The 20,975-nt window shown below is 67.0% G+C and carries 18 protein-coding genes; 9 read left to right on the plus strand and 9 right to left on the minus strand.

From position 1 onward, the window contains the following. On the plus strand, positions 1–5,807 hold a 5,807-nt coding region (locus tag IAE24_RS24465; protein ID WP_200016394.1), incomplete at its 5' end, for a DUF4011 domain-containing protein. A gap of 138 nt (positions 5,808–5,945) precedes the next feature. Here IAE24_RS24465 and ppk2 read toward each other — a convergent pair. Next, positions 5,946–6,866, minus strand: a complete 921-nt coding sequence (gene ppk2 / locus IAE24_RS24470) for a polyphosphate kinase 2 (protein WP_199959434.1) — start codon at positions 6,864–6,866, stop codon at positions 5,946–5,948. Between the two features lie 114 nt (positions 6,867–6,980). Beyond that, entirely contained in the window at positions 6,981–7,955 is a 975-nt protein-coding gene (corA, locus tag IAE24_RS24475) for a magnesium/cobalt transporter CorA (protein WP_012206223.1), read from the minus strand. 182 nt (positions 7,956–8,137) lie between these two features. On the opposite strand from corA, the gene IAE24_RS24480 reads away from it, so the two are divergent. Then, entirely contained in the window at positions 8,138–9,031 is an 894-nt protein-coding gene (locus IAE24_RS24480; protein WP_199959423.1) for an amino acid ABC transporter substrate-binding protein, read from the plus strand. A 31-nt stretch (positions 9,032–9,062) separates the two neighbouring features. Here the strand turns inward: IAE24_RS24480 and IAE24_RS24485 are convergent, their stop codons facing one another. The 6 genes from IAE24_RS24485 to IAE24_RS24510 form a co-directional block, all read right to left on the minus strand. Next, on the minus strand, positions 9,063–10,430 hold the full coding sequence (locus IAE24_RS24485; protein WP_199959421.1) for an LLM class flavin-dependent oxidoreductase: 1,368 nt from the start codon (positions 10,428–10,430) through the stop codon (positions 9,063–9,065). 47 nt (positions 10,431–10,477) lie between these two features. Then, entirely contained in the window at positions 10,478–11,203 is a 726-nt protein-coding gene (locus IAE24_RS24490; RefSeq protein WP_199959419.1) for an ABC transporter ATP-binding protein, read from the minus strand. Further along, entirely contained in the window at positions 11,200–12,063 is an 864-nt protein-coding gene (locus IAE24_RS24495; RefSeq protein WP_199959417.1) for an ABC transporter permease, read from the minus strand. Before IAE24_RS24495 ends, IAE24_RS24490 begins: the two co-directional genes overlap by 4 nt. A 19-nt stretch (positions 12,064–12,082) precedes the next feature. Continuing rightward, positions 12,083–13,075 carry an ABC transporter substrate-binding protein gene (locus IAE24_RS24500; RefSeq protein WP_012206219.1) on the minus strand — a complete coding sequence of 331 codons (993 nt, stop codon included), beginning with the start codon at positions 13,073–13,075 and terminating at the stop codon, positions 12,083–12,085. A gap of 202 nt (positions 13,076–13,277) precedes the next feature. Next, complete coding sequence (locus IAE24_RS24505) at positions 13,278–13,583, minus strand: NIPSNAP family protein (RefSeq protein ID WP_012206218.1); 306 nt, start codon at positions 13,581–13,583, stop codon at positions 13,278–13,280. A gap of 26 nt (positions 13,584–13,609) precedes the next feature. Continuing rightward, positions 13,610–15,166 (minus strand): methyl-accepting chemotaxis protein, encoded by a 1,557-nt coding sequence (locus IAE24_RS24510; RefSeq protein ID WP_199959415.1) that lies wholly within the window; start codon positions 15,164–15,166, stop codon positions 13,610–13,612. A 206-nt stretch (positions 15,167–15,372) separates the two neighbouring features. Here IAE24_RS24510 and IAE24_RS24515 point away from each other — a divergent pair, with 206 nt between their 5' ends. Together IAE24_RS24515 and IAE24_RS24520 are read left to right on the plus strand one after the other, a co-directional pair. Next, positions 15,373–15,636, plus strand: coding sequence for a VF530 family DNA-binding protein (locus tag IAE24_RS24515; protein WP_013801851.1), 264 nt, complete (start codon positions 15,373–15,375; stop codon positions 15,634–15,636). 103 nt (positions 15,637–15,739) lie between these two features. Next, complete coding sequence (locus IAE24_RS24520; protein ID WP_157059694.1) at positions 15,740–16,240, plus strand: hypothetical protein; 501 nt, start codon at positions 15,740–15,742, stop codon at positions 16,238–16,240. A gap of 35 nt (positions 16,241–16,275) precedes the next feature. On the opposite strand, the gene IAE24_RS24525 is transcribed toward IAE24_RS24520, so the two are convergent. After that, positions 16,276–16,977 (minus strand): pentapeptide repeat-containing protein, encoded by a 702-nt coding sequence (locus tag IAE24_RS24525; RefSeq protein ID WP_043821199.1) that lies wholly within the window; start codon positions 16,975–16,977, stop codon positions 16,276–16,278. A gap of 435 nt (positions 16,978–17,412) precedes the next feature. On the opposite strand from IAE24_RS24525, the gene IAE24_RS24530 reads away from it, so the two are divergent. Genes IAE24_RS24530 through IAE24_RS24550 form a run of 5 tightly spaced genes read left to right on the plus strand, consistent with a single transcriptional unit; the run spans position 17,413 to position 20,934 of the window. Next, the gene (locus IAE24_RS24530) at positions 17,413–18,255 is read left to right on the plus strand and encodes an STAS domain-containing protein (protein WP_199959839.1); all 843 of its coding nucleotides are present in this window, start codon (positions 17,413–17,415) and stop codon (positions 18,253–18,255) included. A 7-nt stretch (positions 18,256–18,262) separates the two neighbouring features. Continuing rightward, positions 18,263–18,637, plus strand: a complete 375-nt coding sequence (locus IAE24_RS24535; protein WP_012206213.1) for an STAS domain-containing protein — start codon at positions 18,263–18,265, stop codon at positions 18,635–18,637. Beyond that, positions 18,627–19,031, plus strand: a complete 405-nt coding sequence (locus IAE24_RS24540; protein WP_012206212.1) for an anti-sigma regulatory factor — start codon at positions 18,627–18,629, stop codon at positions 19,029–19,031. Before IAE24_RS24535 ends, IAE24_RS24540 begins: the two co-directional genes overlap by 11 nt. 47 nt (positions 19,032–19,078) lie before the next feature. Next, entirely contained in the window at positions 19,079–20,077 is a 999-nt protein-coding gene (locus tag IAE24_RS24545) for an ATP-binding protein (protein ID WP_325100565.1), read from the plus strand. Further along, a complete protein-coding gene (locus IAE24_RS24550; RefSeq protein WP_012206210.1) occupies positions 20,074–20,934 on the plus strand; it encodes a sensor histidine kinase in 861 nt (286 codons plus the stop codon). Before IAE24_RS24545 ends, IAE24_RS24550 begins: the two co-directional genes overlap by 4 nt. Positions 20,935–20,975: the final 41 nt, after the last annotated feature.

Genomic DNA, 20,975 nt, shown 5'->3' on the forward strand with positions numbered 1-20,975 from the left:
GGCGCCTGGAGTCGGTGGCCGCGCACAGCACCTATGCGCTGACCGACCTGGATGTGGCGCTGGACGGCGCCTTGCTCTCGCGCCTGACCGAGGCCGAGCCTGCCGTGCTGCGGCTGGAGCTGCGCAGCGGCCAGCCGGCAGAGACGGTGCTGGCCCGGCACGAACACCCGCTGGAACTGCTGGCCCGCAACCAGTGGGGCGGCCTGGGGCATTTGCCCGAGATGGTGACGGCCTTCGTGCAACCCAACGACCCGGCCGTGGACCGCATCCTCAAGGGCGCGGCGCAGGCGCTGGAGGCGGCGGGCAAGTCCGGCGCCATCAACGGCTATGAACAGGGGCCGCAGCGGGCCTGGGAACTGGCCTCGGCCATCTGGACTTCCGTGCTCCAGAAGAAACTCAACTACGCGCTGCCGCCGGCCAGCTTCGAGCATGCGGGCCAGAAGATACGCGGCGCGACCCAGGTGCTGGATGCGGGCCTGGCCACCTGCCTGGACCTGACGCTGCTGTTCGCCTCCTGCCTGGAGCAGGCGCACCTGAACCCGCTGCTGGTTTTCACGCGCGGCCATGCCTTCGTGGGCCTGTGGCTGGGCAGGCAGGAATTCTCGACCGCCGTGGTCGATGACATCACGGCCGTGCGCAAGCGGCTCAAGCTGCAGGAGCTGGTGGTCTTCGAGACCACGCTGGCCGCGCAAGGCCAGGCCGTGGCCTTCAGCCAGGCCATTGCCCAGGGCGCGCGCCAGCTGGCCGAAGAGCACGAGGACCAGTTCGAGCTGCTGGTGGACGTGCGGCGCGCGCGCATGCAGCGCATCCGCCCGCTGGCGCTGGCTCAGCCGCAGGACGCCGCGCCCGAGGCGGGCGAAGGCCAGGTCGAGCCACGGCTCACCGTGGAGCCGCCGCCCGAACTCCTGGCGCAGGCGCAGGCACGCGAAGTGCCCACCTCCCAACTCGATCCCAAGGACAGGCTGGCGCGCTGGCAGCGCCGGCTGCTGGACCTGTCGCTGCGCAATGCGCTGCTCAACTTCAAGCCCGGCAAGAAATCGCTGCTGCTGCAGGTGGCCGCGCCCGCGCTGGAGGACACGCTGGCCCGGGGCCAGGTGCTCAAGCTGCTGCCCAGCCCCGAGCTCATGCAGGGCAAGGACCCGCGCAGCCAGCCATTGCACGAGGCGCGCAGCCTGGAAGACCTGCGCGGCGCGCACGCCGAAGAGGCGCTGCATCGGCGCGAGGTCTTCATCGACCTGGAGCCGCTGGAGCTGGACAGCCGCTTTGTGGAGCTGTTCCGCGGCGCGCGCAACGCGCTGCAGGAAGGCGGCGCCAACACCTTGTTCGTGGCCCTGGGCTTTCTGGTCTGGAGCCGGCCCGACAAGCCCGATGTGCGCGTGCGCGCGCCGCTGATCCTGCTGCCCGTCACGCTGGAGCGCAAGAGCGCGCGCTCTGGCTTCACGCTGCAGGCGCATGAGGACGAGCCGCGCTTCAATCCCACGCTGGTCGAGATGCTGCGCCAGGACTTCCAGCTGGAGCTGGGCGTGCCCGCAGGCGACCTGCCGCGCGACGAGGCCGGGCTGGACATCACCGGCATCTGGGCCCGCGTGCGCGAGGCGATCAAGGACGTGCGCGGCTGGGAGGTCAGCGAGGACGTGGTGCTGTCCATGTTCTCCTTCGCCAAATACCTGATGTGGAAGGACCTGGCCGAGCGCGCCGACCAGCTGCGCAGCTCGCCCGTGGTCGCCCACCTGATCGACACGCCGCGCGAGCCCTATCGCTCGGAGATCACCTTTCCCGACACGCGGCGGCTGGACCAGGAGTTCGCGCCGCAGCAGGTCTTCAGCCCGCTGCCGGCCGATTCATCGCAGCTGTCGGCCGTGATGGCCGCTGCGCGCGGCAAGGACTTCGTACTCATCGGCCCGCCGGGCACGGGCAAGAGCCAGACCATTGCCAACCTGATCGCGCAGTGCCTGGCCGAGGACAAGCGCGTGCTCTTCGTGGCCGAGAAAATCGCCGCGCTGGACGTGGTCTACCGCCGCCTGCGCGAAGTGGGCCTGGGCGAGTTCTGCCTGGAGCTGCACTCCAACAAGAGCCGCAAGCTCGACGTGCTGGGCCAGCTGCAGAAATCCTGGGACTCGCATGGCCAGGTGGATGCCGAGGCCTGGGCCGCCAAGGCCAGCCAGCTCGGCCGCCTGCGCGAGCAGCTGTCGGCCTATGTGGAGCGCCTGCACCGGCGCCACGCCAACGGCTGGACCATCTACCGCGCCATTGGCGCCGTGGCCGGTGGCGAGGCGCTGCCGCGCCTGGGATTTCACTGGCCCACGCCCCAGGCCCATGACGAAGCGGGCCTGGCCCTTTTGCGCGAGACTGCGGGCCGCCTGCAGGCCAATGCCCAGGCCGTGGGCGCGCAGCATCTGAAGGACGGGCCGCTGGCCACGGTGCAGGCCAGCGACTGGTCCGTGCGCTGGCAGCAGCAGATGGTGGATGCCGCCCAGGCGCTGCACGATGCAGGCCAGGGCTTTGCCGAGGCGGCGCAGCAGCTGGGCCGGCTGCTGCGCATCGAGTGGCCGGCGCTGGGACGCCAGGCGCGCTCGGCGCTGGGTGTGATCGCGCGCGCGCTGCCTGCGGCCGCAGGCCGCAACCTGGCTTTCTGCGTGCTGCCTGACGGCGCGCGCATTGGCGAATCCCTGCAATCGGGCCTGCAGCTGCTGGCGCAGCACGGTGATCTGTCCGCACAGATTCCGGCGCCCTGGCCGGCCGAGCTGCAGACGCGCCTGGCCCAGGCGCTGGACCTGCTGGCGCAGCGCCGGCGCCTGCAGGCCGGGCTGGGCACCCCCTGGCCCGTGGCCCTGGGCGACGAGCTGGAGCGCGGCCTGCAGTGCATCGACGAGATCGCGGCGCTGCGCCAGGGCCTGTCCGTCAAGTACGGCGCGGGCGTGGGCCAGCTCAATGTCTCGCAGCTGCAGCGCGAATGGGCCAGGGCCGGCAAGTCCTTGTGGCCGCTGTCCTGGCTGGGCCGGCGCAAGGTGCGCGCGGCGCTGGAGGCCACCATCGAAGGCGCGGGCGAGCCGCGCGTGGCCGATGACCTGGCCGCCCTGGTGCGCATCCGGGGTCTGCGCGAGGAACTGGACCAGATCCAGCCCGGCGCCGCAGCCGACGGCCTGTGGGCCGGACACCGCACGCGCACCGACCATGCGCGCAGCGCCCTGAAGGCCAATGCGGCCCTGCTGGCCGCGCGTGCGCAGAAATCCTTCTCGCTCGACGGACTGGAGGCCGTGGCCGAAGGCCATGGCGGCGAGCGCTGGGCGGCCGAAGTGCAGCGCCTGCAGGCCCTGTACCAGATCGACCGCCAGCTCGACGGCTACCTGCCGCTGACCGATGCCAGCCACGGCCTGTGGCGCGGCCTGGAAACCGATGCCCAGGCCTTGCAGGACGCGCTGGCCTTCGAGCGCGAGCGCCTGCAACTGACGCGGCGCGGCGGCCTGATGGCATCGCACGCCGCCGTGGCCCAGGGCCGCTGTGGCGCGGCACTGCAGCAGGCCCATGCGCAGCTGGCGGCCCGCAGCGCCATCGAGGAACAGCTGCTGGCGCTGGACGAGCTGCGCTTGCGCTGCCCCGGCGTCTGGGACGGCCTGGACACGCGCCCGCAAGCCGTGGAGCATGCGCTGCGCCTGCAGGGATCGCTGCAGGCAGGGCTGACCGGGCTGGGCTGGCAGGAGGCCGAGCTGGCCCAGGCACGCCAGGCCCTGCACCAGGTGCTGGCCTTGCGCAGCGCCGAGCTGGGCGAGGGTGCCGCAGTCGGCATGGCCTGCCAGCAGTTGCTGGACAGCCTGGCCGGCCTGCACGCGGCCATAGACCCTTTCAGCGCGGCGGCAGCCCATGGCGAGCCGCAGCAGCGTGCCCTGGCCCAGCGCACGGCCGAGCAGCTGGCGGCGACGGCGGGCGGCGTGCTGGCCGGGCAGGGCGGCCTGCATGCCTGGTGCGCCTGGCGCAATGCCCAGGCCGCGGCCCGCGCGGGCGGGCTGGGTGCGCTGGCCGACGCCATCGAGTCCGGCAGCCTGGAGCCGGCCCAGGCACCCAAGGCCTTCGAGGTCAACTACGCGCGCTGGTGGCTGGCGCTGGCCGTGGACGAGGACGAGGTGCTCAAGCGCTTCGTCTCTGCCGAGCATGAGCGGCGCATTGCCGACTTCCGCGCGCTGGACGATGAATTCACCTCGGTCACGCGCCAGTGGATACGTGCGCGGCTGTGCGCGGGCCTGCCGTCGGCCGACAGCATCCAGCGCAACAGCGAGTGGGGCATCCTGCGGCGCGAGATCACCAAGAAGCGCCAGCACCTGCCGCTGCGCCAGCTGCTGGAGCAGATCCCCTCGGCCGTGCTGCGCCTGACGCCCTGCCTGCTGATGAGTCCGCTGTCCATTGCCCAGTACCTGAGCGCCGAGACCAGCAACTTCGACATCGTCATCTTCGACGAGGCCTCGCAGATCCCCGTCTGGGACGCCATCGGCGCCATGGCGCGGGCCAGGCAGGTGGTCATGGTGGGCGATCCCAAGCAACTGCCGCCCACCAGCTTCTTCGGCCGCGCCGACACCTCCGACACCTTCGACGACGATACGCAGGGCGTGGAAGGCGACATGGAAAGCATCCTGGACGAATGCCTGGGCGCCAGCCTGCCCACGCGCAACCTGTCGTGGCACTACCGCTCGCGCCATGAAAGCCTGATCGCCTTCAGCAACCACCGCTACTACGGCGGCGGGCTGGTGACCTTTCCCTCGCCCGTCACCGACGACCGCGCCGTCAGCTTCCACGCCGTGCAGGGCCGCTATGAGAAGGGTGGCGCCCGCATCAACCAGCCCGAGGCCAAGGCCCTGGTGGCCGACCTGGTGGCGCGCCTGAAGTCGCCGGGGTTTGCGCAGTCGGGTGCCACCATCGGCGTGGTCACCTTCAACTCCGAGCAGCAAAGCCTGATCGAGGATTTGCTGGACGAGGAGCGGCGCAAGGACCCGGGGCTGGAGCCGTTTTTCTCCGATGTGCTGCTGGAGCCCGTCTTCGTCAAGAACCTGGAAAGCGTGCAGGGCGACGAGCGGGACATCATGTATTTTTCCATCACCTACGGGCCCGATATCTCGGGCGCGGTGTCCATGAACTTCGGCCCGCTCAACCGCGATGGCGGCGAGCGGCGGCTGAACGTGGCGGTGACGCGCGCGCGGCAGGAGCTTCGCATCTTCTCCAGCCTGCGTGGCGAGCAGATGGACCTGTCGCGCACCCAGGCGGCGGGCGTGCGCGACCTCAAGCACTTCCTGGAATTTGCCGAGCGCGGCCCGCGCGCGCTGGCCGAGTCGCACCATGGCAGCCAGGGCGATTTCGACAGCCCGTTCGAGGCCAGCGTGGCCCAGGCGCTGGAGCGCAAGGGCTGGCGCGTGCACACGCAGATCGGCGCATCCTCGTTCCGCGTGGACCTGGGCGTGGTGCACCCGGACCATGCGGGCAGCTACCTGGCGGGCGTGGAGTGCGACGGCGCCACCTACCACCGCTCGGCCACGGCGCGCGACCGCGACAAGCTGCGCGAGCAGGTGCTGCGCGGCCTGGGCTGGCAGATTCTGCGCATCTGGTCCACGGACTGGTGGGTCAACCCGGGCGGCACGCTGGAGCGCATCCACGCGGCGCTGACCGCGCTGCTGGAGCAGGACCGGCGCAAGCGTGCGGCCGAGGTTGTCGAGGCGCCGCAGGCGGCTGCAGTCGCCGAGGCAGAGCCAGCGCCAGAGACGCCAGAGACGCCTGAGGCGTCCGAGGCATCCGTGGAGGACGGCGAGGCGCATAAGGTCTGAAAGTCGGCCGTGCGCATGAAATGGGCACTTGCTGAAGCCAGAGACACCAAGGAAGGGCCGCCCCCGCACCGAGGGTGTCGTCCCCCTCCCCCGCAAAGCGGGTAGAGAGGGGGAAGGCGCGAAGCGCCTCAGGGGGTGTCAGTACTTGTCCGGAACGTACATGTGCTGGGGAACGGGGTTGCGTGTGTATTCGGGATTGCGCGTGCGCTCTGGCAGCACGATGGCCGGGTGCTCTATCTCTTCGTAGGGCAGCTGGGTCAGCAGGTGGGAGATGCAGTTGAGCCGGGCCTTCTTCTTGTCCACGGCCTGCACCAGCCACCAGGGCGCCTCGGCGATGTGGGTGCGCTCCAGCATGGCTTCCTTGGCCTTGGTGTAGTCCTCCCAGCGGCGGCGGCTCTCGAAGTCCATGGGACTGAGCTTCCACTGCTTGAGCGGGTCGTGCACGCGGCCCAGAAAGCGCAGGTGCTGCTCGTCGTCGGTGATGGAGAACCAGTACTTCACCAGCGTGATGCCCGAGCGCACCAGCATCTTCTCGAACTCGGGCACGGAGCGGAAGAACTCCTCGTACTCCTCGTCGGAGCAAAAGCCCATCACGCGTTCCACGCCCGCGCGGTTGTACCAGCTGCGGTCAAAGAGAACGATCTCGCCGCCCGCAGGCAGGTGGGAGACATAGCGCTGGAAATACCACTGCGTGCGCTCGCGGTCATTGGGCGCGGGCAGGGCGGCCACGCGGCACACGCGAGGGTTCAGGCGCTGGGTGATGCGCTTGATCACGCCGCCCTTGCCGGCCGCATCGCGGCCCTCGAAGAGAATGACCACCTTTTTCCTGTGGTGCTGCACCCAGTCCTGCAGCTTGACCAGCTCGCCCTGCAGGCGCAGCAGTTCGCGAAAGTAGGTCTGGCGGCTCACGGAGTCGGCACCGTCCAGATCTTCGCCACCGCTGCTCAGGCGGGCGTCGTCTATCTCCATCTCCAGTTCTTCGTCGTAGCTGTCGAGCAGATCGCGTTCGATGCGCTGCATCAGCGAATCATGGTGGTCGGGCAGAAGTTCGTCGTACATGGTGGGGAATCCGGGCGTCCAGGAGTTGGCGCCTGGGATGGTGGCGTGGATGTGTGACGCGGCTGTGACGGTGCGGCTGGGTGAATACCCTGGCACCGCTCGCCTTCCCGCCGCCTACAGCCACCCCGCCTTGCGGAACTTGTAGTAAAGCAGGCCGCAAACGCCCAGCACGAACAGCAGTGCGGCCGGATAGCCGTATTGCCACTTCAGTTCGGGCATGTTCTCGAAGTTCATTCCCCAGACGCCGAAGAAGGCCGTGCAGATGGCGAAGATACTGGCCCAGGCTGCCAGCCGCTTGGTGACTTCGTTTTCCTCGATGGACACCATGGACAGGTTCACCTGGATGGCCGTGCCCACGGTGTCGCGCATGGTGTCGATCTGGGCGTTGATGCGGCCCAGGTGATCCATCACATCGCGGAAGTAGTCCCTGGAGCCCACGCAGATCTGGGGGACGCGCCCTCCGTTGAGCTTGCCCACGGCTTCCAGCAGGGGGGCCACGGCGTGCTTGAGGTCCATGGCGCGGCCCTTGAGTTCATACAGCTGCTTGATGTTGTCGCGCGCCGCGCCCTTGGTGAAGATCTGCTGCTCGATCTGCTCGAGCTCCACCTCCAGCGCGTCGATGATGGGAAAGTAGCGGTCCACCACCGCATCCATCAGCGCATACAGCACAAAGCCCGAGCCGTGGCGCAGCAGCTCGGGCTCGCTCTCGCAGCGCTCGCGCACGCCCAGGAAACCGCGCTTGCTGCGGTTGCGCACCGACAGCACATAGTTGGAGCCCACGAAGACATCGACCTCGCCGTGATTGAAGTGGCCGGGCCGCTCGGGCTCGGGCTCGAGCAGGTGCATCACGGCAAACAGCGAGCTGCCGTACTCCTCCAGCTTGGGCCGCTGGTGGCCGTGCAGCGCATCCTCCACGGCCAGGGCATGCAGGCCGAACTCCTGGCGCATTTCCTCCAGCTCGGCCGGCGTGGCGTCCGCCAGCGCCACCCAGACGAAGCAGCCGGGCCGCTCTATGTAGTTGCTGATGTCGGCGACGGGAATGTCCGCCAGCTTGGCCCCGTTTTCGTAGGCGACGCAGTTGATCAGCATGGGATATCCCTCGGTAATTCTGGTGCTGGTGATCCTGCCATAACGGGGGAGGGGGAAAAGCCAGTGGCCAAGGTGCCGGCAAAACCGCCAGCAGCCCAGGTTTGCGCATCAGGTAACAATACGTGTATAACCTGTCACGACACTGCTGGGCGCCGCCCAGCGCCTGCGATCCAAGGACTTCGATGATCTTTCGCCAGTGGGGAATTGCGTTGGGTGCGTTGGGCCTGTCGGCCTTGAGCGGTGTATCTGCAGCCGGTGTGCTGGACAAGGTCCAGGCCGGTGGCGCGCTGGTGATTGCGCACCGGGAATCGTCGGTCCCCTTCTCCTACATCGACACGCGCAGCGGCAAGCCCGTCGGTTACGCGCTGGATCTGTGCCTTCGCCTGGCCGAGGCGGTGCGCAAGCAGACAGGCAGGAAGGACATGAAGGTGGAGTTCCTGATGGTCACGCCCGCCAATCGCATGGCCGCGATCGAGCAGGGCAAGGCCGACATGGAGTGCGGTTCGACCACGAACAACGCGCAGCGGCGCCAGACCGTGGCGTTCACGGTTCCCCATTTCATCACCGGCGCCCGGATGCTCGTGAAGGCCGAAAGCACCATCAACGCGATGGAGGATCTCAAGGGCAAAAAGCTGGTTTCCACCAAGGGCACCAGCCCGATGGCTCTGGTGACGCAGGCCAACAGGCAGCGCCTCATGGGCATCACCATTGTGGAGGCCCCCGATCACGCGAGGGCCCTGGAGATGGTGGAGAAGGGCGAAGCCGACGCGTTCGTGATGGATGACGTGCTTCTCAACGGGCTGGCCGCTGCACGGCCCGATCCACGCGCCCTGAAGGTGGTGGGCAAGTTCCTGTCCACCGAACCCCTGGCCATCATGCTGCCGAAGGCCGATACCGCGTTCAAGAAACTGGTCGATGAAGAGATGAAGCGGATCATCACCAGCCGCGAAATCCACCCCATCTACGAGAAGTGGTTCATGCAGCCGATTCCACCCAGCTCCACGAATCTGAACCTGCCGATCAGCTACCTGCTGCGCGACTTCTGGAAGTACCCCACGGCGGACATTCTGCTGTAGGCCTGTCTGTGCAGCCGCAGCGCCGCATCGGTCAAGCCGCCAGCGCTTGCTCCCTTGGGCGGGCGGCTGGGGCACCAACCGCTCCCGTCCCCGCCAGCTCCCCCAGCCCGAAATGCCCGCGCAGCGTGCGGCTTTCGTATTCCTCGCGGAACAGGCCGCGCTTGCGCAGGATCGGCACGACTTCGCTGGTGAACAGCTCGAACTGCTGGTTGAGTATGGGCGGCATGACGTTGAAGCCGTCGGCTGCGCCGTGCCTGAACCAGTCTTCGATGATGTCGGCCACCTGTTCGGGCGTGCCGGCCACGGCCAGGTGGCCGCGGGCGCCGGCCAGGCGCTTGAGCAGGCCGCGCAGGGTGAGGCCGTCGCGCAGGCTGGTTTCCACGTAGCCCACGGCGCGGCTGCGCGAGGCCTCGACCTTGTCGGGATCGGGGAAGTCGTCGCGCGTGAGCAGGCGGTCCAGCGGCACGGCGGAGAAGTCGTGGCCGCCAAAGCGTGCGGACAGGCGGGCCAGGCCGACCTCGATGCTGGTCAGGCTGTCGAGCTCTTCCCAGACCTGGCGCGCCTCGTATTCGGTGGAGCCTATGGCGGCGCTGATGCCGGGCAGGATCACGATGTCCCGCGGGCGGCGGCCCAGCTGCTGCGCCTGTCCCTTGATGTCGGCATAGAAGGCCTGGGCCGATTCCCGCGAGCCGTGGGCCGTGAAGATGGCCTCGGCCCATTGCGCGGCAAAGGCGCGGCCGGACTCGGACTGGCCGGCCTGCACGAAGACGGGCCGGCCCTGCGGGCTGCCGGGCACGTTGAGCGGGCCGCGCGTGCGTATGTATTTGCCCTCGAAGTGGACGGGCTGGATCTGCGATGCGTCGAGGAACTGGCCGGCCGCCGTGTCGTCCAGCAGGGCGCTGGCCGGAAAGCTGCGCCACAGCGCATCGACGGCGGACACGAATTCCTCGGCGATGCGGTAGCGGTCGCCGTGGTCCACGTTGTCGGCCAGTCCGAAGTTCAGGCCCGCGTTGGGCGCCCAGGAAGTGACGATGTTCCAGCCCGCCCGCCCCTTGGACAGATGGTCCAGCGAGGCGAACTGGCGCGCCAGCGTATAGGCATGGCTGTAGGTGGTGGAGGCGGTGCCGATCAGGCCGATGCGCTCGGTGCGCAGCGCCAGTGCCGTCAGCAGCACCAGCGGGTCCAGCAGGCCCGAGGTGATCTGCTGGCCGTTCTCGGGCCCGACCAGGCTGTCGGCCAGGAAGACGGCGTCGAATTTGGCGGCCTCGGCGATGCGTGCGGCATCGACGTACAGCTCCAGGTCGGTGAGCGCCTTGCGGTTGGCGCCGGGATGGCGCCAGGCGCCTTCATGGTGGCCGCGCGTCATGAGGAACAGGTTCAGGTGCAGTTGCCGAGACATGGGAGCAGTCCTTTGTTGTGTGGGTTGTTTCGCGGGCGGGGCCGGCGTCAGGCGATCTCTGTCTCGACGCCCAGGCTGCGCAGCAAGGTGGCGCGCAGCTGCATGAAGACAGGATGGTCGGGGCGGCGAGGATGGGGCAGGTCCACGGCGTGGTCCTCGGCGATGCGGCCGTCCCTGAGCACCAGGATCCGGTCGGCCAGCAGCAGGGATTCGTCCACATCGTGCGTGACGAGGATGACCGTGGGCCGTATGCGCTCGACCAGGCGCAGCAGCAGGCCGTGCATGCGCATGCGCGTGAGCGCGTCCAGCGCGCCGAAGGGTTCGTCAGCCAGCAGCACGTGCGGGTCGCGCAGCAGGCTGCGGGCCAGCGATGCGCGCTGCTTCTGGCCGCCCGACAGCGTGGCGGGCCAGGCGCCGGCCTTGTCCTGCAGGCCCACGTCGTGCAGGATTTGCCGTGCTGCGGGCAGCACGGCGCGCGCGTCCAGACCCAGCGTGAGGTTGTCCAGCACCGACAGCCAGGGCAGCAGGCGAGCATCCTGGAACAGCACGGACACATTGCCCTGCGCACTGGCCGCGCCGCTGGACTGCGCATGGCCGTCCAGCCCGGCGAGCGCGCGCAGCAAGGTGGTCTTGCCCGATCCGGACTCGCCCAGCAGGGCCACGAACTGGCCCGGGGCAATGTCCAGGTCGATGGCGTCCAGCACGTTCTTGCCGCCAAAGCTGCGCGTGAAGCGCTGCAGCCGCACGGCGCCCGGGGTGGGGTGATGGCTCATGATCCCAGCGACCTCCGGTAGGACAGCACATGCGCCTCGATGCGGCGCACCACGGCGTCGGACAGCAGGCCCAGCAGGGCGTAGATGAGGATGCCCACCACAATCACATCGGTCTGCCCCCAGTCGCGGGCGCGGTTCATGAGGTAGCCGATGCCGGTCTGCGTGTTGATCAGCTCCAGCACCACCAGCGCCGTCCAGCACAGCGACACGGCAATGCGCAGGCCCACGAAGAAGCCCGGCAGTGCGCCCGGCAGCGCCACCTTGCGGATGAATTCGGCGCGCGACAGGCCCAGGGTCTGGGCCAGCTCCACATGGCCGATGTCGATGCCGCGCAGGGCCGCGTGGGTGTTGATGTAGACGGGCACCAGCACGGCCGTGAAGATCAGAAAGATCTTCATGGACTCGCCAATGCCCAGCCAGATGATGGCCAGGGGAATCAGCGCCAGCGTGGGCACGGCGCGCTTGATCTGCACCAGGCCGTCCAGCAGGGCCTCGCCCGTGCGCGTCAGGCCCGAGGCCAGGGCCAGCAGCACGCCAGCCACCACGCCCAGCAGCAACCCGCTGTAGGCACGGCCTGCCGATGCCAGCAGGTGGGGCAGCAGGCTGCCGTCGGCCACCATGCCGTAGCCGGCGACCAGGGCCTGCGAGGGCGCGGTCAGTGTCTCGGGCGACAGCCAGCCCAGGCGCGATGCCGCCTCCCACAGCACCAGCAGCAGGCCGGGGCCCACCAGCAGCGCGCCCTGCGACAGGCGCGCGGGCACCAGTTGCACGGCGGCCCGGGGGGCGGGCGCGGATTGAGCGGTGGCTGCGGTGGCCGGTGCCAGACCGGCCGCGTTGATGTCCAGTTGCGCTTGCGTCATCGTGTGTTTTCTGGCCGGTTCATCGGTTGGCCACGATCACGCGGTCGTAGGTGGACACGAAGGAGCCGGCCGCATCCAGCCGCTGCGGCAGGCTGCCGGCGGCGTGCAGGATGTCGATCAGCTTCTGGTGGTGGGGCTGCGCCTCGGCGGCCGTCTGGAACAGCAGGTCGGACTGCGATGCCAGGATGGCCGCCGTGCTCTCCGCATCGATGCGCTGGAACTGCGTGTAGTAGTGGCGGCCCCATTCCTGCTCGTGGCCATTGCTCCACTTGCCTGCGCGCACGAAGGCGCCCAGGAAATCGACGATGGCCTGGGACTTGGCCGGGTCGGCCAGCACGTCGGGCCGTGCGTAGATGTACGAGGTGGCGGGCAGCAGCGTGCGCTCCTGCGGATCGGGCACGGGCCGCGCGCCGATCTGCTTGCCCAGGCGCGTGACATGGGGCTCCATGAGCACGGCCACGTCCACGGCCTTGGCGCGCAGCGCGTCGTTGAGTTCGGCCACGCGCAGGTTGACCAGCTTCACGTCGGCCAGCGTCAGGCCCGCGCGTGTCAATGCCTCGATCAGGAAGACCTGGCGGCCCGAGCCTTCCACATAGCTCAGGCGCTTGCCGCGCAGGTCGGCCAGGCGCTCTATGCCTGCATCGGCACGCTGCACCAGCCGGTACTGGGCGCGCTCGCGCGTGAAGGTGGCGATGATGGGCAGCTGCACGCCGGCGGCACGCGCCTGGATGGGCGGCGTGTCGCCCACATAGGCAATGTCCAGCGCGCCTGCGCGTATGGCCTCGAAGATGGCCGGGCCGCCCGCGAAGTTGGGCAGCTCCAGCTGAAAGCCCAGGCGCTTGCGCTCGCCGCTGGCATCCAGCAGGTGGCGCAGCAGCTCGCTCTGGTCGGCAACGACCAATCGGGTCCTGGGGTCGGCCGCAGCCCGCGCGGCGGTGGTGGAAGCCAGGGCGGCAGCGGCCAGCAGAGAAGGGCCGGCCAGCAGGAAACGACGCTTGTTCACGCGCTCCATCCTCAAAAGATTGCAATGGGATGGATGCTAGTTAGCGTGCTTCAGTTGTGAAAATACCGATTCCGTATTTGCAAACGCGGGCCCCCCCCCAGGGGGGGGGGGGGGGGGGGGGGGGGGGGGGGGGGGGGGGGGGGGGGGGGGGCCCCCCCCCCCCCCCCCCCCCCCCCCCCCCCCCCCCCCCCCCCCCCCCCCCGGGGGAGGTTCAGCCGAACACCGGGCGCATGAAGCTGCGCTCGTAGCTCAGGATGCAGCGCGTGTCCTCCGCGTAGCGGAAGGCGGCCTGGCACTCGGGGTCCTGCATGGACTTGATGCGGTACTCCTCGTACAGCGCCATGCTGGGGAAGCTGAACATGGCCAGCGCCACATTGTTGGCGCCTTCGGACGGCAGGAAGTAGCCGTGGTGCTTGCCGCCGAATTTCTCGACCAGCGGAATCCAGGTCTTGCCGTACTCCTCGAATTCCTTGGCCTTGAACGGGTCGATGATGTAGCGCAGGTAGCAGGTGATCATGTCTGAAAAGAGAAGGGAAGCGAAGCCTAGAGTTTGAACGATGCCGTCAGGCGGGAGAGCTTCTCCGACTCCTGCTGCAGCACCTGCGTGGCGGCCGAGGACTGCTCCACCAGTGCGGCGTTCTGCTGGGTCACGCGGTCCATGTCGGTCACGGCATGGCCCACCTGCTCGATGCCGGTGCTTTGCTCGCGGCTGGCCGAGGCGATCTCGGTCACGATGCCTGTGATGTTGCGCACCGTGGTGACCACTTCGCGCATGGTCTGCCCGGCCTGGTCCACCAGGGTGGCGCCGGCATCCACACGCTCCACCGAGGCCTGGATCAGCGTCTTGATCTCGCGCGCGGCCGAGGCGCTGCGCTGCGCCAGGGTGCGCACCTCGCCCGCCACGACCGCGAAGCCGCGCCCCTGGTCGCCAGCGCGCGCAGCCTCCACGGCCGCGTTCAGCGCGAGGATGTTGGTCTGGAAGGCGATGCCGTCGATCACGCCGATGATGTCCACCACGCGGCGCGACGAGGTATTGATCTCGCCCATCGTGCTCACCACCTGGTCCACCACGGTGCCGCCGCGCTCGGCCACCGCGCAGGCGCCCGAGGCGATCTGGCTTGCCTGCTGCGCGTTTTCCGCGTTCTGGTGCACCGTGGCGGTCAACTGCTCCATGGAGGCCGCCGTTTCCTCCAGCGAGCTGGCCTGCTGCTCCGTGCGCTGCGACAGGTCCAGGCTGCCCGTGGCAATCTCGCCGGCCGAGCGGTGGATGATGCCCGCCGTGTCATGGATGCGCGTCACCAGTTGGCGCAGCTGCTCGCTCATACGCTGCACCGCCGCGATCACGCTGCCTTCCGGTGCGTGCGATGCCCCCTCCAGCCCGGTTTGCGACAGATCCCCGGCGGCGATGCGGTTGGCGATCGCTGCCGCCACGGCCGGCTCTCCGCCGATGGCCTGGAGCACGCTGCGCGTGGCCATCCAGGCGATCAACGACAGCAGTGCGCCCAGCACCGCCAGCGCCGCCACCGACTTGATGATGGTGGCGATGAAGGCCCGCTGGATGTCGTCCACATAGTCACCCGCGATCAGGTCCCAGTTCCAGGAGGTGGATCGCTTGGCATAGGCCAGCTTCTCGCTGGGCTCCTTCGCGCCGGGACGGGGCCACCAGTAGGTGAGGTAGCCGTTGCCCTGGGCAGAAGCGCCCACGGCGGCAATGCTGCGGTAGAGGTAGCTGCCCTTGGCGTCCTGGAAGCCGGCCATGTTCTTGCCGTTGATGCCCGGGCTTGCGGGGTTGTTCAGCACCACGGAATCCGTCGTGATGCTGGTGATGTAGCCCGCACCACCGGCATAGCGCAGCTGCCCCACGCGGGCAATGGCCGTGGCCTTGGCGTCTTCTTCAGGCAGCTTGCCGGCCTTGGCCTCTGCCGCAATGGCGGCAATCAGGCTGTCTGCCGAATCGACAAAGTCCCGCAGCGCCTGCTGCCGGGCCTCATAGGCCTTGCTGCGTGCCTGGTAGGCGTTGAACAGGGTCAGCGCAAGCAGCGCCAGCAGGCAGAAAACCAGCGGAGCCAGCAGTTTCTGGCGAAGGGACAGGGCAGGCATGGAAGCGGGTTCGAAGAAGAGGCAGGGACGCCGTGAATGCTACAGAAACTTCCTCTTTGGTTTCATGTGTTTACAAATTTTTCCGCGCTCGCACAGTGCCGGCGCAGCCCCGTTTCTGCGGAACCTGTCCTGCCGCTGCCAACCTCGGCACCAGCGCGTGCACCGCACTGCCGGGCTTGCGGTCCATCACAAGGGAGAATCACCCCATGCAAGAAACTCCGCCCCCCGCTGCCCAGCCCCGCAATCCGCTGCACGGCGTCACGCTCGAAGCCATCGTCCGTGCCCTGGAGGCCCGCTATGGCTGGCCTGCCCTGGCACGGCAGGTTCCGGTGCGCTGCTTCACGCTGGACCCCAGCGTCAGCTCCAGCCTCAAATTCCTGCGCAAGACGCCCTGGGCGCGCGAGAAGGTGGAAGCGCTCTATCTGGACATGCTGCGCAAGGACAGGCGCAGGCCCGCTTCCACAGACTGAAGGCGCAAGCCGGACGCCACCGGACAAGATGTCCAGTGCGCAGGCACAGGCTGTGCCTATCATCGGCACCGTCTCCGATCCCGCAACCCTTTCAGACACCACCATGACCCAGAGCCAGAACCCTGTCGCCGTGATTGCCTCCGCCATGAAGACGCACGGCATCGTGCCTGCGGATTTCGACATCGCCTCCATCGAGGACGAGTACGCCTTGATGGCGGCACTGCGCCAGCACACCAAGGCCGCCCAGGTGAAATTGTTCGATGGCGGCATTGGCGAAGACAACGATGCCGACGAAGACTACGTGGCCCTGCTCAAGCGCTTCGCCAAGGCTTGCGGTGGCGCCATCGGCTATGAGGGCATCGAATCCGGCATGGAGGGCGACACCGTCACGCTGCGCTTCCAGTCGGGCGGCCAGGAGCACAGCTGGTCCTTCGAGCAGGATGGTGACCGCGTCAGCGAGGAGTTCCTGGACTTCATCATTGACCACTCCAAGTCCTGCACGGCGGGGGAGTTCATCAATCTGCTCGACGAGAACTCGCTGCTGACAGGCTTTGTGCCCAAGGACATCTCCAGGCTGCTGTACGAGCACGACATCGTTTACTGAGTGCGGATGGCGGTGGCGGCGCGCCCGCCTCGACTTCACATCACGCGCACGCCCAGCCCGCCCACCAGCTCGGCAGCCTGCTCATGCGAGATCAGGCTGCCCTTGAAATGCTGGCTGAGCGAGGCAATCGTCAAGCCGCGCAAGTCCGCCGAGCGCAGGTCCGCGCCATCGAACCGGGCATTCTTGAGATGGGCATCGCGCAGGCTTGCCTTGTGGAAAACGGCATCGCGGAAGTCGCAGCCGGCCAGATCGGCATCGCTGAAGTTCAGGCCCTCCAGCGTTTTCTTGCGGAAGGACATGCCGCGCAGATCGGCACCAATCAGCAGGGACTCATGAAAATCAATGCCCAGGGTTTGCGCACCGCCAAACCTGGCGCCGGTCAGCTTGACTTCAAGAAAGCGCGCTGAGGCCAGCTTGGCCAATTCCCAGTTGGTGTTGTTCAGGTCGCTCTGGCAAAACAGGGCATCCGTCAGGTTGGCCAGCCGAAAATCGGCGCGGCCCGCCTTGCAATGCAGCCAGCGGGTGCCGGCCAGTTGGCAGCTTTCAAAGCAGGTGTCGGCAAAACTGCACTCCACAAATTGCGCGCCCTGCAAATCGAGTTGATAGAGATTCAATCCATCGAATTCGCATTGCTCGAAACCCAGGCCATGAGAGGCTTCTTGTTTCAATAGCTCCGACAAACGGTCCTCATCAAAAATCTGATTGACGATTGTTTTTGTGGAAGGCGTTGTTTGCATGGTCAATATCAGGCATGGCGTATTTCAGAAAGGCTGGGCAGTGTATGGCCTTGCCGCGCCCAGGTGTGAAATGTCCTTGGGATTTTCCAAGGGCATGCATTGCGCAGTTTGACGGATGAGAAAACCTGTGAGCACACGGGTTGCGGGCTGCTTCCGGCGCCGGTTCCGCCCTCCAGGAAGGGCGGAGCCGGCGTGCCCGCGTCCCCCGTGGCTGCGTACCGGGGGCTTGCTGACCAGGTCGCGGCTTGGCGGACATGCATCTGTCGAAAAACCCTTACAGGAAGATGCTATTTGATATTACAAAATGTGTCTCTCGTGGCGAGGGTGCCAGTAAATAATCTGCAGAAAACATGGTTGGCACGCCAGCTGTATTTTCACCAATGCAGTTCTCTGGCAGCCTCAACGAATAATTTATTTGAAATCCAGCAAATATCTATGACCGGAATTATCCAGCAAACACTCCAAAATGATATTGATGCCTTGATCCATGATTGGATGGCCCAGGCCAGCGCGGGTGATTCCACGCTCGGGAAGAATGCTGAAAAAGATGCGCGCGGGATTATCAACGCCATTGTGGGCGCCTTCGCTTCCGGCGCCGATCCGCAAAGGTTTTCGGACGAGGGCTGGAATTCCGCGCGGCGCCTGCTGGCCGAGCTGTCCCGCACCCGCGCCGCCCAGGGCCAGCGTGCCGGTGAAACCAGCCAGTTCATCCTGTCGCTGAAAAAGCCGCTGTTCGCACACATCCAGCGCGGGCTGTCGGGCGATCCTGCTGCGGCCATCCAGGAAATCTGGAGGGCCACCGTGCTGGTGGACAACATGGCCCAGCACACGGTCAGCAGCTTCCAGCAGGCACGCGAGGAGATCATCATCCGCCAGCAGGAAGAATTGCTGGAGCTGTCCACCCCCGTCGTCAAGCTGTGGGAGGGGGTGCTGGCCATTCCGCTGATCGGCACGCTGGACAGCAACCGCACCCAGGTGGTGATGGAGTCCTTGCTGCAAAGCCTGGTGTCGACCGAGTCGGAGCTGGCCATCATCGACATCACCGGCGTGCCCACGGTGGACACGCTGGTGGCCCAGCACCTGCTGCGCACCGTGACGGCCATTCGCCTGATGGGTGCGGACTGCATCATCAGCGGCATTCGGCCCCAGATTGCCCAGACCATCGTGCACCTGGGCATCGACATGCGCGACATCACCACCAAGGCCACACTGGCCGAGGCGCTCAAGCTGGCCATGGGTAAGACCGGCTGGCGCATCACCCGCCAAGCACAGGAGTGAGCCATCCATGGACCGCATTCCAATCCTGCGCATGGGCGATGTGCTGCTGGTTTCCATCCAGATCGACATGCAGGACCAGACGGCGCTGGCGCTCCAGGACGACCTGGCCGAGCGCATCGCGAGCACGGGCGCCAGCGGCGTCATGATCGATATCTCGGCGCTGGAGGTGGTGGACTCCTTCGTCGGGCGCATGCTGGTGACCATCTCGGGCATTGCCCGCATCCTGTCTGCCGCCACCGTCGTGGTGGGCATGCAGCCTGCCGTTGCAATCACCCTGGTGGAGTTGGGCCTGTCCCTTGGCGGGGTCAGGACGGCGATGACCGTCGAGAGGGGAATGGCCCTTTTGCGGGCCCAGCAGTCGGGAGCCACCCTTGGAACATGATCGCAGCGGCCAAATGCCGTTACAAAACGAGCAGCAGATTGTTGCCACGCGCCAAACGGTGCGCTCGCTTTGCCAGATGCTGAAGTTCTCGCTGGTCGATCAGACAAAGATGATTACCGCTGCAAGCGAGCTGTCCCGCAATACGCTGATTCATGGAAAAGGTGGCCACATGAACTGGGCCATCATCGAAGTCAATGGAAAACAGGCCTTGCAATTGATTTTTGAAGACACAGGGCCTGGAATCAAGGATCTGAAAATGGCCATGACCGATGGTTTCACCACCGGCATGGGAATGGGCCTGGGCCTGCCGGGAAGCAAGCGGCTGGTGAATGATTTCAAGATAGAAACCGAGCTGGGCCAGGGCACACGAGTGAGTATCACCAAGTGGAAGTAATCCGGGGCTGGACCCATCGTTCATTTCCAATAGGCGATGCGAGCCGTGTGGGTGAGGTCAGGCGCCATGTGGTTGCACTGGCCTCCGACATGGGCTGGGGCGACGAGGACATGGGCCGTTCGGGGCTGGTGGCGACCGAGCTGGCCACCAACCTGGTGCGGCATGCCCGGGACGCTGAAATCTGGATAGCCGCGCGGCCGCCCCTGCATGACATCGAAATCATCTGTGTCGATCGCGGCCCGGGCATCGAGGACATCGCCACCGCCATGCAGGACGGGGTGAGCACCGGCTCGGGCTCGCCGGGCACGGGCCTGGGGGCCATCTCCAGGGTGGCCGACGACTTCTTTGTCGTCTCCGAAGCCGCCGGCACGGTGAGCCTGGCGCGGCTGCGCGAAGGCCGCACGGCGCCGTCGGCACTGTCGCTGCGCATGGGCGCCGTTTGCCTGGCCGTTGCGCCCGAGACCATCAGCGGCGACGCCTGGGCGGTCAGGTCGGGCGCGGGGCTGGCCGAGGTGCTGGTGGCCGATGGCCTGGGCCATGGACCGCTGGCGGGCGAGGCGGCCCGGGCGGCGGTAGATGTCTTTGCGTCGCAGAACTGGAATGGGAACGGGAACGAGAACCGGAACGGCGGTGCCGATGCCGCCATGCCGCTGGACGAGTTCGTGGCCCAGGCCCATGCAGCGCTGCGCGGCACGCGCGGGGCGGCCCTGTTGGCGGTGCGCTTCGGCGCACAGGCCGTGCACAGCTGCGGTGCGGGAAACATCAGTGGCAGGCTTTTCAATGGCGTGGCCAGCCTTTCCCTGAGCAGCCAGCACGGCACGGCAGGTGTACAGATCTCGCGGCCCAGGGTGGCCGACTGCTCCAGCCTTGACCATGGCGTTCTGGTGCTGCACTCCGACGGCGTGTCTGCCCGCTGGAAGCATGAGGACTATGCGGGCCTGCTGGGCAGGGACCCCGGTCTGCTGGCCGCCTGCCTTCTCTGGCACAACACCCGCAGCAGGGATGACGCCACCGTGGTCGTCCTCAAGGCCGAGGAAGAACAATGAACGAAGACGATCTCAAAGCTGAACTGGAACTGTGCCGCGCCGAGATCAGGTCCTTGCGCGAGGAGCTGGACGAGACCAATCGCGGCGTGGTCGCGCTCTACGGCGAGCTGGATGTGCAGGCCGAGAAGCTGCGCAAGGCCACCGAGCTCAAGAGCCATTTCCTCTCCTACATGAGCCATGAGTTCCGCACGCCCATAGGCGCCATCCGCAGCAATGCGCGCCTGCTGCTGGACCATGTGGATGGACCGCTCACCACCGAGCAGACCCGGCAGGTCGGCTTCATCCAGGAAACCGCCGCCGAGTTTTCCGAGATGGTCAACGACCTGCTCGACCTGGCCAAGATCGAGGCGGGCCGCCTGGAAATCTCGCCGGGCTGGTTCGAGATGATGGATTTGTTTGCCGCCTTGCGCGGCATGTTCAAGGCCATGGCGGACAACGTGGAGTTGAGCCTGGTGTTCGAAGAGCCCGGTGATCTGCCGCGCTTCTACACCGACAACCGCAAGCTCTCGCAGATCCTCAGAAACTTCATCTCCAATGCACTGAAATTCACGCCGCAGGGTGAGATCAAGGTGTCGGCAGAACTGGTGGGGGACATGCTGGTGAAATTCTCGGTGGCGGATACCGGCATAGGCATCGCCTCGGAATTCCACGACGCGATTTTCAATGACTTCACCCAGGTCGATTCACCCATCCAGAAGCGCCTGCGGGGCACGGGCCTGGGCCTGGCCCTGTCCAAGCAGCTGGCGCAGCTTCTGGGGGGCTGGGTGGAAGTGCAAAGCGCCCTGGGCGAAGGCTCGACCTTCTCCGTGATCGTTCCCGCGCATCTTCCGGTCGATACCAAGGATCTGAAGGCCTGATACGGCCAAGCCGGTCTTCATCCCATCAAAAACAACAGGAA

It is taken from the genome of Delftia sp. S65 (assembly GCF_016516495.1).
Taxonomy (GTDB): domain Bacteria; phylum Pseudomonadota; class Gammaproteobacteria; order Burkholderiales; family Burkholderiaceae_C; genus Comamonas; species Comamonas acidovorans.